Annotated in this window: 11 protein-coding genes; all 11 read right to left on the reverse strand. The window is 55.5% G+C overall.

Annotation, left to right across the window (positions count from 1 at the left end; translation table 11 throughout):
• Positions 1-14: 14 nt before the first annotated feature.
• The 11 genes from SOJ49_RS02550 to SOJ49_RS02600 all read right to left on the reverse strand — a co-directional run bounded on the left by SOJ49_RS02550 (position 15) and on the right by SOJ49_RS02600 (position 14,217).
• On the reverse strand, positions 15-866 hold the full coding sequence (locus SOJ49_RS02550) for a helix-turn-helix transcriptional regulator (RefSeq protein ID WP_369856664.1): 852 nt from the start codon (positions 864-866) through the stop codon (positions 15-17).
• 128 nt (positions 867-994) lie between these two features.
• The gene (dmpG, locus tag SOJ49_RS02555) at positions 995-2,017 is read right to left on the reverse strand and encodes a 4-hydroxy-2-oxovalerate aldolase (RefSeq protein WP_369856665.1); all 1,023 of its coding nucleotides are present in this window, start codon (positions 2,015-2,017) and stop codon (positions 995-997) included.
• Positions 2,018-2,036: 19 nt separating this feature from the next.
• Entirely contained in the window at positions 2,037-2,936 is a 900-nt protein-coding gene (locus SOJ49_RS02560) for an acetaldehyde dehydrogenase (acetylating) (protein ID WP_369856666.1), read from the reverse strand.
• A gap of 40 nt (positions 2,937-2,976) precedes the next feature.
• Positions 2,977-3,765 (reverse strand): 2-oxopent-4-enoate hydratase, encoded by a 789-nt coding sequence (gene dmpE / locus SOJ49_RS02565; RefSeq protein ID WP_369856667.1) that lies wholly within the window; start codon positions 3,763-3,765, stop codon positions 2,977-2,979.
• Entirely contained in the window at positions 3,762-3,887 is a 126-nt protein-coding gene (locus SOJ49_RS02570) for a hypothetical protein (protein WP_369856668.1), read from the reverse strand. The genes dmpE and SOJ49_RS02570 overlap by 4 nt, the downstream gene beginning before the upstream one ends.
• A gap of 12 nt (positions 3,888-3,899) precedes the next feature.
• The gene (locus SOJ49_RS02575; protein WP_369856669.1) at positions 3,900-6,272 is read right to left on the reverse strand and encodes an RND family transporter; all 2,373 of its coding nucleotides are present in this window, start codon (positions 6,270-6,272) and stop codon (positions 3,900-3,902) included.
• Between the two features lie 18 nt (positions 6,273-6,290).
• Positions 6,291-7,364, reverse strand: coding sequence for a WD40/YVTN/BNR-like repeat-containing protein (locus tag SOJ49_RS02580; protein ID WP_369856670.1), 1,074 nt, complete (start codon positions 7,362-7,364; stop codon positions 6,291-6,293).
• A 66-nt stretch (positions 7,365-7,430) separates the two neighbouring features.
• Complete coding sequence (locus tag SOJ49_RS02585) at positions 7,431-8,816, reverse strand: DUF1329 domain-containing protein (protein WP_369856671.1); 1,386 nt, start codon at positions 8,814-8,816, stop codon at positions 7,431-7,433.
• A 113-nt stretch (positions 8,817-8,929) separates the two neighbouring features.
• Complete coding sequence (locus SOJ49_RS02590) at positions 8,930-10,309, reverse strand: DUF1329 domain-containing protein (RefSeq protein ID WP_369856672.1); 1,380 nt, start codon at positions 10,307-10,309, stop codon at positions 8,930-8,932.
• Between the two features lie 24 nt (positions 10,310-10,333).
• Complete coding sequence (locus SOJ49_RS02595) at positions 10,334-11,944, reverse strand: DUF1302 domain-containing protein (protein ID WP_369856673.1); 1,611 nt, start codon at positions 11,942-11,944, stop codon at positions 10,334-10,336.
• 266 nt (positions 11,945-12,210) lie between these two features.
• Positions 12,211-14,217 carry an acetoacetate--CoA ligase gene (locus SOJ49_RS02600; protein ID WP_369856674.1) on the reverse strand — a complete coding sequence of 669 codons (2,007 nt, stop codon included), beginning with the start codon at positions 14,215-14,217 and terminating at the stop codon, positions 12,211-12,213.
• Between the last annotated feature and the right edge of the window lies 1 nt (position 14,218).

Here is a 14,218-nt window from a genome sequence, read left to right on the forward strand (position 1 = left end):
ACTCGGAGAATTTTTTATGGCCAATGGGTAAATTCTGTTGCTTCGAGGGGCTTTGGTGTCGCTGACGGGCGATGATTGGCTCGATAGTGGCCGGGAGACTCGCTGGCATGGCGTTTGAAAAAATGGCTGAAGTGAGAACTGTCCTTGAATCCCAGGCAACTTGAGATCTGGTCAATACTCAAGGCGGATCGGCTTAACAATATCCGAGCCTCGCGCACAATTCGCGTCTGGATCAATTGCGCCGGGGTCATGCCGGTTTCACGTTTGCACCCCGCGTACAGACGATGGGTACTGACATCGATGGCTTCAGCATACTGATACACCGTCCAGCGTTGTCGATAATTCTGTTCCAGCAGTACCTGAAAGCGCTGAACCATCCGGCTGCTGTCGTGGGTTATCTGTTGCAGTAATGCTTCGGTGCCGGTTGCGCGCCAGACATACACCAGTACCAGGGTGACCAGTGACATTAATAACGCCCCGGAGCCAGGGGCATTCAGTGACAGTTCATCCTGCATTCGGCCAATATCATTCTGAATGGATGCCAGTACCTTTGAATCCTCATTCAGGGCGATCTGTAACGGCTGTTCGAGTATCCGTAAAGCCTGTTCCAGTTCCGGATTATTGTGGATGGCGTGGAAGAAACAGGAGCGGTCCAGGGTCATCAGCCAGGCCGGGCACCCGGCTGGAATCATCAGTGGATCAGGCTGCTGCAGTGGCAGCCAGGTTATCTGACCTGCGGCACAGTACAGCAAGAATCCGGGCCTGAGACTGAGGTGGCGGGTCTGGCTGGAAGCCGGGAACACGCGCGCAGACATCGAACCTTCCGGTTGTTCGTCGTGGCGATCCTGCGGGGTGGTGGTTGTCATGCAGAGGCATCCTTGGGGCGTGGTTAGATCAGCCCGGCGCTCGCAGAACCGGTGCGGTGAATGGTCAGTTTGCCCGCAGGACTCGTTGATAAGCATTGTCCGGGACGCCTTGTCCCGGACAGGCCGGTTTACATGGAGCGTTGCCGGGCCAGTGTCAGTGCTGTGTCTTCAATCATGTCTTCCTGTCCTCCGACCATTCCCCGGCGTCCCATTTCAACCAGAATATCTCTGGCTTGCAGGCCATACTTCGCGGCAGCGCGTTTGGCGAACAGCAGGAAAGAACCATAGACACCGGCATAACCCAGGGTCAGGGCATCACGATCGATACGAATCGGGAAGTCCATAATCGGTACCACCAGATCTTCGGCGACATCCTGCAGTTTATACAGGTCAATCCCCGTTTCAATTGACATCATATCGCACACGGCAGCCAGCACTTCGAGCGGGGTATTACCGGCCCCGGCTCCAAGCCCGGCGGCAGCGCCGTCGATCCGGGTGGCTCCAGCTTCAATGGCGGCAATGGAATTGGCAACCCCCATGGCAAGATTGTGATGGCCGTGAAAACCGATTTCGGTTTCAGGTTTGAGGCCTTCGCGCACCATACGAATACGTTCTTTTACGCCCTCTGGCAGCAAATGACCCGCTGAGTCGGTGATGTAGATGCAGTTGGCACCATAAGACTCCATCAATCGCGCTTGCTCCAGTAACCCGGCGGCTGAGTTCATGTGGGCCATCATCAGAAAACCGACGGTATCCATTTCCAGCTTGCGCGCAAGAGTGATGTGTTGCTCGGAAACGTCGGCTTCGGTGCAGTGGGTGGCGACACGAATCGTCGAAACACCCAGATCATGGGCCATTGTCAGGTGATCAACCGTACCAATACCGGGCAACAGCAGAGCGGAAATACGGGCTTGTTTCATCAGTGGGACAACGGTGGCCAGGTATTCCTCATCCGTGTGAGCCGGAAAGCCATAATTTACCGAGCTGCCCCCAAGGCCATCCCCATGGGTGACTTCAATCAGCGGAACGCCTGCCTCATCCAGACCACAGGCAATGCTGCGCATGTGGTCCAGGCTCATCTGATGACGTTTTGGGTGCATGCCGTCACGCAGGGTCATATCGTGCAGGGTAATACGAGTGTTTATGGTCATATCGGGATACCTGAATACATTATTGGGCTGAGGATGCGGATTGGTTGAGGGCTTCAGCAAACATCTCGGCAGTGCGACAGGCGGCGGCTGTCATAATGTCGAGGTTACCGGCGTAGGTGGGTAAAAAGTCACCCAGACCTTCCACTTCAAGGAATACCGATACCCGCTTGCCATCAAACACCGGGCCGTTCACGAGTCGATAACCGGGGACGTAGCGCTGTACTTCGGCAATCATGGCAAGAACAGAGGCTTTGATTTTTTCTTGATCTGGCGTTTCACGGGTCAGGCAATGCACGGTGTCGCGCATCATCAGCGGCGGTTCCGCCGGATTGATAATAATGATGGCCTTGCCTTCGGTGGCCCTTCCAACCTTTACGACGGCAGCCGCTGTGGTGCGGGTGAATTCGTCGATATTCTTGCGGGTGCCGGGGCCTACTGATCGGGAGGAAACCGTTGCAACAATTTCGCCGTAATCCACATCCTGAACCCGTGAAATCGCCGCTACCATCGGGATTGTCGCCTGGCCACCACAGGTCACCATGTTGACGTTCATCGCGCCACTGCCGATATGCTCATTCAGATTGACCGGAGGCACACAATAGGGGCCAATAGCGGCCGGAGTGAGGTCAATCATCAGTACCCCCAGTTCATTCAGTTTGCGACTGTTTTCGGCATGAACGTAAGCACTGGTGGCGTCAAAAGCGATCTGGATATTATCGCTGACAACATGTGGCAGCAGGCCATCAACACCGTCAGCGGTGGTCTGTAATCCGAGTGTTCTGGCACGATCCAGGCCTTCCGAGGTTGGGTCAATACCGACCATCCATACCGGCTCCAGGTAATCACTGCGTTGCAGTTTGTAGAGCAGATCGGTGCCGATATTGCCTGGCCCGATAATGGCGCAACGAATCTTTTTCATGGTTTAACCTTTGATATATAAAGTAAAAACAGGGAATAAATTACTCAAAACAGACTGAGCAGCTGCCGAGTCCGGCAATGGATACCTTGAGGAAATCGCCGGGCTGCACTGGCACCATCGTCGCAAGCGAACCGGAAAGAATGACTTCCCCGGCTTTCAAAGGAATACCGAATTGCCCCAGCGTATTGGCCAGCCAGGTCACTGCATTAACCGGGCTACCCAGTGCTGCTGCTCCGGCACCGGTGGCGACTATCTGGCCATTCTTTTCCAGCACCATGCCAGCCAGCGCCAGATCCAGCCCTTCTGCGCTGGTCAGTTGATCGCCGAGGACAAACAGTCCGCAGGAGGCGTTGTCGGCGACGGTATCGGTGATGGCGATTTTCCAGTCAGTAATGCGGGAATCAACAATCTCGAAACAGGGCATAACCCCGCGAGTGGCCGCCAGCACATCGGCATTGGTAATTCCTGGCCCCATCAGGTCGTCTTTCAGGACGAAGGCAATTTCGCCTTCGGCTTTTGGTTGAATCAGGGTATCGAGCTGGATTGCCTGCCTATTCTGGGCACACATGTTGTCGAGCAAATAACCAAAATCCGGTTGATAAACACCCAGTAAATCCATCACTGCCTGGCTGGTAACCCCCACTTTTTTGCCAATAACCTGGTGTTTGCCTGCTTTCATAGCATCAACAAATAGTGTCTGGATCTGATAGGCGTCGTCCATGCTGATGTCGCTGTAGCGCTTCGACAGTGGTGGAATAGTGGTTCTGGATAACCAGGCTTGATGCAGATCCTGCGCTGCCTGATGAATGTTTTCCGGGGTCATGGTCATGTTGCACTCCTCTTTATATATGTCAGTCGGGCACCGTGGACTTCAGCCATGCGCACCCCCGACTCCAGCACTTGCATCGACAGCTGGCTTTCATCCAGCGGGATAAGTAGTTGCTTGTACATCCTGTTTGCTCCTCAGTGCGGCTGGCTGCGTTTCAGTAAAAAACTCGCCAGCGCCGGCAGTAAAATCAGCGCGCCGAGCATGTTCCACAGGAACATGAAGGTCAGTAATATGCCCATGTCGGCCTGGAACTTGATCGGTGAGAAGGCCCAGGCACCAACGCCAATGGCGAGGGTGCAGCCGGTAAAAATAACCACCCGGCCGGTGAACACCAGGGCCCGATAGTAGGCTTCGGAGAGGCTGGCCCCAGCGCGTAGCCAGGTTTGCACCACGCTGAGGATGTAGAGCGCGTAGTCGATGCCGATGCCGACCCCGAGAGCGATCACCGGCAAGGTCGAGACCTTGATGCCGATGCCCAGAAAGACCATCAGTGCCTCGACCAAAATCGAGGTCAGTACCAGCGGCACCATGGCGCAGATCACTGCGGGCAGGGAGCGGAAGGCGATGATGCTGAGCAGGGTGACGGCGATATAGACGCCGTACAAAATCTTGCTGTTGGCGACCTTGACCACTTGGTTGGTGGCGGCTTCAATGCCGGCGTTGCCGCCGCTGAGTTCAAAGCGGATGCCGGTTGAGGGGTTGTCTTGCTTGAAGGTGTCGATGGCGTTCACCACGGTTTCCAGGGTGTCGGCTTTGTGGTCGGTGAGGTACAAGTAAATGGGCAGCAGGTCGCAGGTGGCATTAAATAGCTCACGTGGGGCACGGGCGGCACTGCCATTGATCAGGTACTGGTTGGCGACCAGGTCGTACCATTTGAAGTTGCCTTCGTTAAACCCGGCGGCAGCCTGACGCACCATGCCGGCAAAGGATCGGGTGCCATCCACCATCGGTAATTGCCGCAGTTGCCATTCCAGCCGGTCAACCATCAGCAGGTTGTCGTAGTTGGCACAGGCCCCCTTGTCGGTGACCCCAAAGACCACAAAGACGTCAGCTCCGGCCTGGTAGTTGGCCACCATAAAGCGGTTATCCTGGTTGTAGCGGGAGTCGGCCCGCAGTTCCGGCGCACCGCTGTCGAGGTCACCGATGCGGACATGCTGACTCACCAGGTAGCCGCCGACACCGAGGCCCAATGCGATGACCAGGGCGACAGTCGCAGGTCCCCGACGGGTAAACATGTCCAGAAATTGCCAGAACGGATGTTTTTCATGATCGGCTTCGTCACCGGTCTGGGCCAGACTGCGACGGGCAGCGCTGGCGGAGACGCCGGTGTAGGACAACAGAATCGGCAACAGCGCCAGGTTGGTGAAGATCAGGACACCCACCCCGACACTGGCAATCAGCGCCAGCTCACGGATCACCGGAATATCAATCACGGAGAGCACCGCAAAGCCCACGACATCGGCTAGCAATGCCGTGGCTCCGGCCATAAACAGACGGCGGAAGGTATAACGGGCAGCGATCAGGCGATGAGTGCCACGACCGATGTCCTGCATGATGCCGTTCATTTTCTGGGCACCGTGGCTGACACCAATGGCAAAGATCAGGAAGGGCACCAGAATCGAATAGGGATTGAGCTCAAAACCCAACACCGGCAGCAAGCCCAATAACCAGACGATGCCAATCAGCGTGGTCAACAGCACCAGCAGGGTGCTGCGCAGGCAGCGGGTAAAAAAGAACAGGATTAACCCGGTAATGATCAGGGCAAAGGCGAAGAAGGCCAGAATGGTGTACAGGCCATCAATCAGATCCCCCATCACCTTGGCAAAACCGGTGATGTGCAAGCGGATGCCATGGGCTTCGTAGCGGCTGCGAATGTCTTCCAGCGCTTGAGAGAGTGCACCGTAGTTCAGGGGCGACTGATCGGTTTCCATCAGCGGCACATAAATAATGGACGAGCGGAAATCCGCCGCAACCAGCTGGCCAATCTCACCGGAGCGCAAGACGTTGTTGCGGAAATCGGCGATGCTCTGGTCGCTGCCATCGTAGTTCTGCGGCATCACCGGGCCACCTTCGTAGCCATATTGGGTCACCCCGATCCAGCGTACCGAGGGCATCCACAACGACTTCATGAAGGGCCGGTCAACGTTGGGCAGCAGGTAAATCTCGTCGTTGATGGCCTTGAGCTGATCGATATAGCTGGCCGAAAAGAGGGTCTCACCGGGCTTGGCTTCCACCGCAATCCGCAGGGCATTCCCCAATCCCTTGACGTCATCCTGATAGTTGAGAAAATTGACAATATACGGATGGTTGCCCGGAATCGTTTTCAGAAAACTGGCATTCAGTTCGGTGCGCAAGGCCGATAATCCCAATAACAGGGTTAACAGGGCACAGACGGCCACAATCCAGGCGCGATGATTAAACAGCAAACGCTCAGCACGATTACCGGAACGCGAATCAAAAGACCCCAGATCCGCGATGGTTTCAAATGTTTGAGAAGAGACGGCCATGAAATATCCAGATAAAAGTTAGGGTTGAGCAGCCGGGGTTACCGCCAGGGCACCCTGCAATCCCACAGCAATAACCGGGGCTTCGGAGCGGGTACCCGGTGACAGTGCCAGGATGGGAAAACCGGCCGATACGGCCAAACGCGAGGTGGTGCCGTTATCCTGCAAGCGCCAGAGGCCGCCGCCGTCATCGGACAGCAGATAACCACCAGTCGTTAATGGCAGAATGGCCAGCAGTGAGTACTGGGTATCGATGGCCAGCGGCTGCCAGTCAGCGGAGCTCAGGTCGCCCTGCCAGAGCGTGCCGCGCAGACCGAGCAACAGCAGTTGCTGCTGGCTGGCGGAATACCAGCCACTGAACAGGCTGGCGTCGGAGGGCGAATCCAGCGGCTGAAAATGCTGACCGCGATCACCGGACTGATACAGCAAGCCCATTTCACCCATCAGAATGATCCCGTCGCCATCACTGGCGATGTGGTAAATATGGCGGTCTTCTTCACCCCCCAGTCGACCAGCCGCCGAGTGCCAGCTTTGGCCGCCATTGTCGGTGCTTAACATCACGCCATAAGCGCCCACCGCCAAACCGTCCTGGGCATTGATAAAATGCACATCCAGCAGAGGCTTGTCGGCACCGTCGTCGCTGTAGCGTTGTAACTTCATCGCCAACCGATCGTCACCGGCCTGTTGTGCGGCTTCCGCCTGTTGATGCCACATCCCGACCAGTTGGCGGCCATCGGTCTGGCGCTGCCAGGTCAGGCCGCCATCGGCGGTTGCCAGAATGACCAGGCCGTGTCCGACTGCCCAGCCATGCTGGTCATCAACAAAATCCACCGCCGTCAGGGTCACCGACACCGGCACCTGGGCTTGTTGCCACTGTTGGCCGCCATCCTCGCTGTAAACGATATGGCCGCGTTCACCGACCGCCACCAGACGTTCACCCACCTGGCGAATATCCAGTAATGCCCCGGTAGCGGCCAGGACACTGGGCAGCGCCGGTTGGTCCAACGGGGAATAGGACGGCAGCGGGTCTGCCTGAACAGACGCCGCCCCGACACACAGTATCAAGGCGGCGATACGCCTTACCAAATTCAACATAATCAACAACATCCTATTAAAAACACCCGTACTCGGGTGTGTTGCACTGACACCGAAGGCCGCGTGCTAACGCACACTGCGGATAATCAGTGACGAGGGCGAAAAATAACGTTCGGGTTTCATTTCGACGGCTTTTAACTGATAGCCAGGATCGAAATACACCATGTTACGAGCCGACCAGGACGCATCCAGGATATACAGGAGGTCGGCATAACTGCTCATTTGTGTGGGCACGTCGGGCAGGTAGAAGGCCAGGTTCAGGCTCACCCGCCAGAGCGTGCCGGACGGATCCCAGCCATCCATCAGGCTGGTGCCCCAGGTGTCTTCGTCGATGTAAAATTTGCGCTTGCTGACGGCATGGCGTTTGCCCGGTTTTAATGTCGCTTCCACCACCCAGACGCGGTGTTTTTCCCAGCGAATGGCATCCGGTTGGTGGTGTTCCTTGCCAAAGACACCGTCTTCATCCAGCGCAAAAATCTTGTTGTTGTTGTACGGAATCAGCGCTTCCTGTTTACCCACAATACGGTAGTCATAACGTTCATCGTTGGTATACGGACTGCCAAACACTTCATCAAAGAAGTTGGCACCGGAGTTGACAAAATCCGGCGTATCCCAGCCGACGTTGGGGGAACGACGCACGCGGCGCTGACCCACCAGGTACTGGGAGACCTTGCGATCCGACTGCACATAGTTGTCGGTGTCGCGGGAGACCAGACCCTCGCCGGCCCGGAACGACGGCGCGTCGGTAAATTGCAGGAACAGCCAGTTGAGGAAGCCCTGTTCGGCGTGTTTCTGCAACGAGATGTCCTGCCGGTAGGCCTCGAACTGATCCCGTTGATAGGATTGACTACCTAACACCCGTTCACCATTAGTGGTGAAGGAATATTGGCGACTCTTGCTCTCGTACGACTGCCCGCGCCAGCGCAGGTTGGTGTTCCAGCGCACCTCCGATCCAGTTTTTGGAATAGGGAACGGAATGCCATTGATCGCACCGAGCAGACCATCGTTATCGCCCTTCACTTCCAGCGTCGCCCGCGTGGCATTGGCTTTGGTGCCTTCGTACACCCACTCGGGCGCACAATGGTTACGGTGCGTCGGGTAGACATCCAGATACAGGGATGTTGGATATTTCTGCAGCAGGGCTTTGACACCGTCCGACAGCAAGGCGTCGTACTGCGCCATATTGGTGGCCGTGACCCGGTACAGCGCCGACTCTTGGGCATAGGGATCCCAGCGTCGGTCGCCCGATTGCAGTTGTGCCATCGGCACCTTTTTCATGTCGGGACAGCCGTTCCACTCCGGAATCGAGCCGTCGCTATTGGCGGCGCGCTCCGCCCCCAGTGGCGTCAGATCCTTGCCCAGACGGGCGGCTTCTTCACGCGATACGGCCGCCAGGGCCGGGACAGAAATCATCAACAGCAGGTAAACCATGGTCACTACCGGTTTAAACATTGTTCTGTTTCCTTCTTCTTATTGTTATTTTTCATCGCTGGATAGTCACAACCGGCCACACCAGACCACACCAGACCACGGCATCGCCGTGGCCTGATGAGCGATCGGCCGACTTACCGCACGCCCCGTACCAGCAAGGCAGACGGCGAGAAGTCACTTTCCGGTTTCATCTCAACCGACTTCAGCTGATAACCCGTGTCGTGGTACACCATGTTGCGCGCTGACCAGGAGGCATCCAGTACGTACAGCACATCACCGTAATACACCTGCGCCGGGACATCCGGCAGGTAGAACGGTACGTTGATGCTGACGCGCCAGAGCTTGCCGGATGGATCCCAGCCATCCATCAGCGCAGTACCCCAGGTGTCTTCGTCGATGTAGAATTTGCGTTTGTTCACCGCATGGCGTTGACCCGGCTTCAGCGTGGCTTCCACCACCCAGACACGGTGTTTTTCCCAGCGCAGGGCATCCGGCTTGTGGTGTTCCTTATCAAACACGCCGTCTTCATCCAGGCTGAAAATCTTGTTGTTGCTGTACGGGATCAGCGCTTCCTGCTTGCCCACAATGGTGTACTCGTAACGCTCATCACCGGTGTAGGGACTGCCGAACACTTCATCAAAGAAGTTGGCACCGGAGTTGACAAAATCCGGCGTATCCCAGCCGGCGTTGGGGGAACGACGCACGCGGCGCTGACCCACCAGGTACTGGGAGACCTTGCGATCCGACTGCACATAGTTGTCGGTATCACGAGAGACCAGCCCCTCGCCGGCCCGGAACGACGGCGCATCGGTGAACTGCAAAAACATCCAGCTCAGATAACCTTGCTTGGCATGGTCTTCCAGCGAGATACCTTGGCGGTAACCTTCCATCTGGTCGAGCTGAAACCCCTGACTGCCCAACACCCGTTCGCCATTGGTGGTGAAAGAGTACTGACGGGTTTTGCTCTCAAACGACTGTCCGCGCCAGCGCAGGTTGGTGTTCCAGCGCACCTCCGATCCAGTGTTTGGAATAGGGAACGGAATACCATTAATGGCACCCAGAAGACCGTCATTATTACCCTTGACCTCCAGCGTGGCGCGGGTGGCATTGGCTTTGGTGCCGTCGTACACCCACTGCGGAGCACAGTGATTGCGGTGGGTCGGGTAGACATCCAGATACAGATCCGGATATTGGGTCAGAACCGCTTTCACCCCCTCCGACAGCAAGGCGTCGTACTGTGCCATATTGGCCGCCGAGACCCGGTACAGTGGCTTTTCTGCGGCGTACGGATCCCAGCGTCGGTCGCCCGATTGCAGTTGTGCCATCGGCACCTTTTTCAGGTCGGGACAGCCGTTCCACTCCGGGATCGAGCCGTCGGCATTGGCGGCACGTTCCGCCCCCAGCGGCGTCAGATCCTTGCCCAGACGGGCGGCTTCTTCCGGCGAGACCGCCGCTTGCGCGGCGGGGATCGCCATCATCAGTAGACACGTTGTCAAAAACGCAGGTTTAAACATTGCTCGTTCTCCTTATTGTTATTCTTAAAAGCTGTATTCAGCCGATACCGAGAGGTAATCCCGGTCTTTCAGCGCCTGGCCATAGTTCTGCACATAGCCGGACGTCTCGCTGCGTAAAGAAGTCTTCTCGGTACCAAAATAATGGTTATAGGTCAGCGACATGCGCAGCAGGCGTCTGTAATCGCCTTTGAGACCGATGGAGACATCACCGCCCTTGTCGGCACCGCCATTAAAGGACGTCAGCACGGCGGACTTGCCTTTGGGGTTGTACCCCAGACCCATCGGGATGGTCAGATCCAGTCCGGACAGCACCTGGTAGATAGCCGGTTCCAGTGTCAGGCGCAGACCCAGCGCATCGCGCTCAGCCCCAGGATCCAGTGCATCCGGGTTATCCGTCACCTTCAGCAAACGGTTCCAGCCGATCTCACCGACCAGAAAGGCGTTGTCAAACAAGGCTCCGCCGGTAAAGGAATAAATCATCGAGACGTTGGCATGAGCAGTACGGCCCACGGCGTAGAGCGGGTTATCGCGGTTATCCCCGGTGCCCATCACATCGGCCTGACCGGTGGAGACCAGCGGCATATTGCTGCGCATCGACACTTCGGCCGCGACATTGGCATCCCCCACCAGGGTGCTGACACTGGTTCCCAGGGTCTGGATATCTTCCGGGTAGACCCAGCGATAAGCGGTCGGCGTCGGCGCGGGCACTGCGGGTGGGAAGGCAAATTGAGTCAGATAAATCTGTGGCGTCTTGTCGTGATAGCGGGCGGCATAAAAGCCGAATTCAGCATCAATGGACCTCGGCGTAAAACGTAACTGCATGCCACCCTGACCGCTGTCGCGGGCTTCCAGATCATCCTCACGAGTGGCGGCAAAACCGGGGGCCAGCCACAGCTGTTCAGCGCCATCGGCAAGAAAATCAATGGTGCTGAAATAACTGCCGGAGGCTGGCAAGCGGGTTTTTTTCCAGCTCAGCTGGTAATAACCCCCCAGCGTCCAGGCGGAGTTCAGCTGGGTCTGCAGAGATACCTGGTTGACCGGCATCAACAGTTCCTTGAACTGGGTATTGGGCACCGACAACGCTTTCACCGCATCGACCGGCCCCTGCGCGGCGGCAATCCCGTTAGCACCAAAAAACAGCGTCTCGCCATAAACCTGGGTGTGTTTACCGACCCGGACAATGGTCGGTGCCCCGGCCATATCAAAACGACCGAACAGGAAAGCGTCGAGAATTTCAGCCTTCTGGCCGTGCAGATCACGGGTATCGTCGGTGAATTCGGTTTGGTCGACGGAAGCGGCATTCCCGGTCGTGCTGTCGTTATCGGTATCCTGCTGATAGATCTGGTCATACCAGCCAGCCCCGGAGACACGCACGCCCAGGTTGTTATAGGTCAGATCGATTTCGGATAAGACATCCACCCGGTTGGAGACCAGCCCCTGATCGAAATTACGATCGCCATCGTCCTGGTTCAGGTCGGCGGTGAGGGTATCGGAGGCCTGTTTAAGGCGATACATGGCGCTGTATTTAAGGTTGGTATCCCAACGAATGGTCAAATCCGGATTACCGCTATCGATTTCAAGCGCCACCACCGGGGTAACAAAAGAAAAGGAAGCAGCCGTCACTGCCAGTGCCAAAAGAGAAACCGGAAAGGCTCTGTTTTGTCGGACGGTAACTTTAGCGTTATGCCTGCAGATGTTTTTTATCATTATGATCTCCGTTTGGACGTAACTCGCTAAAACAATAAAGGGCAAAATAAAGGTATCTGGCAGCCCTTAAACCAGAATAGTAAACCGACCGGAATCGGTTATTACTCCCGAAGGAGCAGGAATAAAAAAGGGGAGCCAGTGACAAGACTCCCAAAAAGCCGCACAGGCGGCTGGCGGTGTAATCAATTCATTGATCAGATAAATTCCTGGGCGTTATCAACATACCAGTCAAATATATCCGGGTTTGCCAAACCATCACGTTTGGCAACATCTTCCGGATTAAAACCCAATAATACTTTTTTTATTGGCAACTCCAGTTTTTTACCGGTTATATTTCTAGGAATACCCGGAACTGCCAGGATTTTATTCGGCACATAACGAGGTGATAAGGAAACACGAATTTCAGAGCGAATAGTGTCTTCGATCTCCGTCGTCAATTCAGATTCATTCCGAAGAACGACAAACAGGGCCAACATCGATGGTTTGCCCAGGTATTCGAGGTCAACCACCATCGAATCCGCTACCACTGGCAAGCGATCAACCACCCGGTATATTTCACTGGTTCCCATGCGAATACCACCACGGTTAATAGTAGCGTCAGAACGTCCAAAAATAACGCCACTTGATGCCTGTGACCTGGAGTTAAGCTCCAGCCAGTCGCCATGACGCCACACAGATTGACCGCTCTTTGCATCCGTATACATGCCGAAATAACTGTCAAGATAACGCTCATCATCCTTGTCGCCCCAAAAATACAACGGCATGGATGGCAAAGCACGGGTGCACACTAACTCACCCACCCGCCCTTCGACTGGCCGCCCATCATCGTCAAAGGCATAAACAGCAGCTCCTAGTCCCCGGCACTGCATTTCTCCAGAGTACACGGGCAATGTCGGTGCACCAGTAATAAAAGCACCGGCAATATCTGTCCCGCCAGAAGCAGAGGTCACCCAAACATCCGGTACCTGACGATAAATCCATTCATAAGACTCAGGGGTCAGGGGCGCACCTGATGAAATAATGGTTCGTAGCGTCGACAAATCACAGTCTCTACCAGGTTCGACATTAAATTTATCGCAAGAAGCAAAGAAACCAGCACCGGCCCCAAATGCCTCTACGTTATTCTCGGCGACAAATCGCCACAATCTCTGCCAATCCGGTGTGCTGCCTGAGCCAGTAAGCGCACCGTCAAACAGACATACCGTAGCGCCCACCAGTAAGCCACACACCAATATATTCCAAACAATCCAACCGGTGCTGGCAACCCAAAGATAGCGATCACCCGGCCCCAAGTCGGTATGAAAAGCAGCCGACACTATATTCATAAGAGCGACGCCACCATGACCATGCACAATCGCTTTGGGAATACCGGTGGTACCGGATGAATATACTACCCAAAGCGGCTGTTCAAATGATACGGACTCGCACCGCAACTGGGGTTTCTGACTGCTGGCCTGTTGCCATGATATGGTTTCCTTTCCGGCAATATCCGCACGATCTGAAGATATAAGATTGACCCTGATAATGGTTTTCAGCGTTGGTAGACTGGATGCCACTTCTTCGATAACGGGTCTTTTATCGATGGTTTTGCCGCTAAAAACATAGCCATCACAGGCGATGAATGCTTTTGGCTCTATTTGCTGAAAACGATCCAGAATACTAACTGGTCCCATTTCTGGGGCACATATAGACCAGATTGCACCGACTGCGGCAACGGCCAGAAATGACACAACCGCATGCCAGGTATTCGGCAAACAGGCGACAACCCGATCTCCTGGCTGTACCCCCTGACTACGCAGACATTCCGCAAGAGAAGCCACTTGCTGTTTCAGTTCAGACCAACTCAGCTCCCCTTTACCAAGCGCCTCGCTCTCATAAACCAGCGCCGGGCTATCAAGGTGTGCAAAGCGAAAGACCTGCTCGGCAAAGTTAGTAGTAACTCCTTTGAACCAGCGCGTGTACGGCATCGCATCGGAGGACATTACCTCACCAACCGTATCTGCGTAAGGCAATTCAAAATAATCGACGACAGATTTCCAGAAATCTTCTGGGTGAGTCTCAGCACTCCAGGACCACAAATCATCGTAACGATCAAACGACACTCCTCGGGTTTCCTTGAGCCAGTTGGTATAACCGGTCAACTTCGCCTGCTTCAGTCGCTCATTCGATGGTTGCCAAAGCACCTTGGGTTGCGCAGTCATG

The organism is Candidatus Thalassolituus haligoni (genome assembly GCF_041222825.1).
Lineage (GTDB): Bacteria > Pseudomonadota > Gammaproteobacteria > Pseudomonadales > Oceanobacteraceae > Oceanobacter > Oceanobacter antarcticus.

Excerpts from the sequence above, each read along its gene's own strand:
- SOJ49_RS02550 (WP_369856664.1), bottom strand. The coding sequence starts at position 866 with ATGACAACCACCACCCCGCAGGATCGCCACGACGAACAACCGGAAGGT.
- dmpG (WP_369856665.1), bottom strand. The coding sequence starts at position 2,017 with ATGACCATAAACACTCGTATTACCCTGCACGATATGACCCTGCGTGAC.
- SOJ49_RS02560 (WP_369856666.1), bottom strand. The coding sequence starts at position 2,936 with ATGAAAAAGATTCGTTGCGCCATTATCGGGCCAGGCAATATCGGCACC.
- dmpE (WP_369856667.1), bottom strand. The coding sequence starts at position 3,765 with ATGACCATGACCCCGGAAAACATTCATCAGGCAGCGCAGGATCTGCAT.
- SOJ49_RS02570 (WP_369856668.1), bottom strand. The coding sequence starts at position 3,887 with ATGTACAAGCAACTACTTATCCCGCTGGATGAAAGCCAGCTGTCGATG.
- SOJ49_RS02575 (WP_369856669.1), bottom strand. The coding sequence starts at position 6,272 with ATGGCCGTCTCTTCTCAAACATTTGAAACCATCGCGGATCTGGGGTCT.
- SOJ49_RS02580 (WP_369856670.1), bottom strand. The coding sequence starts at position 7,364 with ATGTTGAATTTGGTAAGGCGTATCGCCGCCTTGATACTGTGTGTCGGG.
- SOJ49_RS02585 (WP_369856671.1), bottom strand. The coding sequence starts at position 8,816 with ATGTTTAAACCGGTAGTGACCATGGTTTACCTGCTGTTGATGATTTCT.
- SOJ49_RS02590 (WP_369856672.1), bottom strand. The coding sequence starts at position 10,309 with ATGTTTAAACCTGCGTTTTTGACAACGTGTCTACTGATGATGGCGATC.
- SOJ49_RS02600 (WP_369856674.1), bottom strand. The coding sequence starts at position 14,217 with ATGACTGCGCAACCCAAGGTGCTTTGGCAACCATCGAATGAGCGACTG.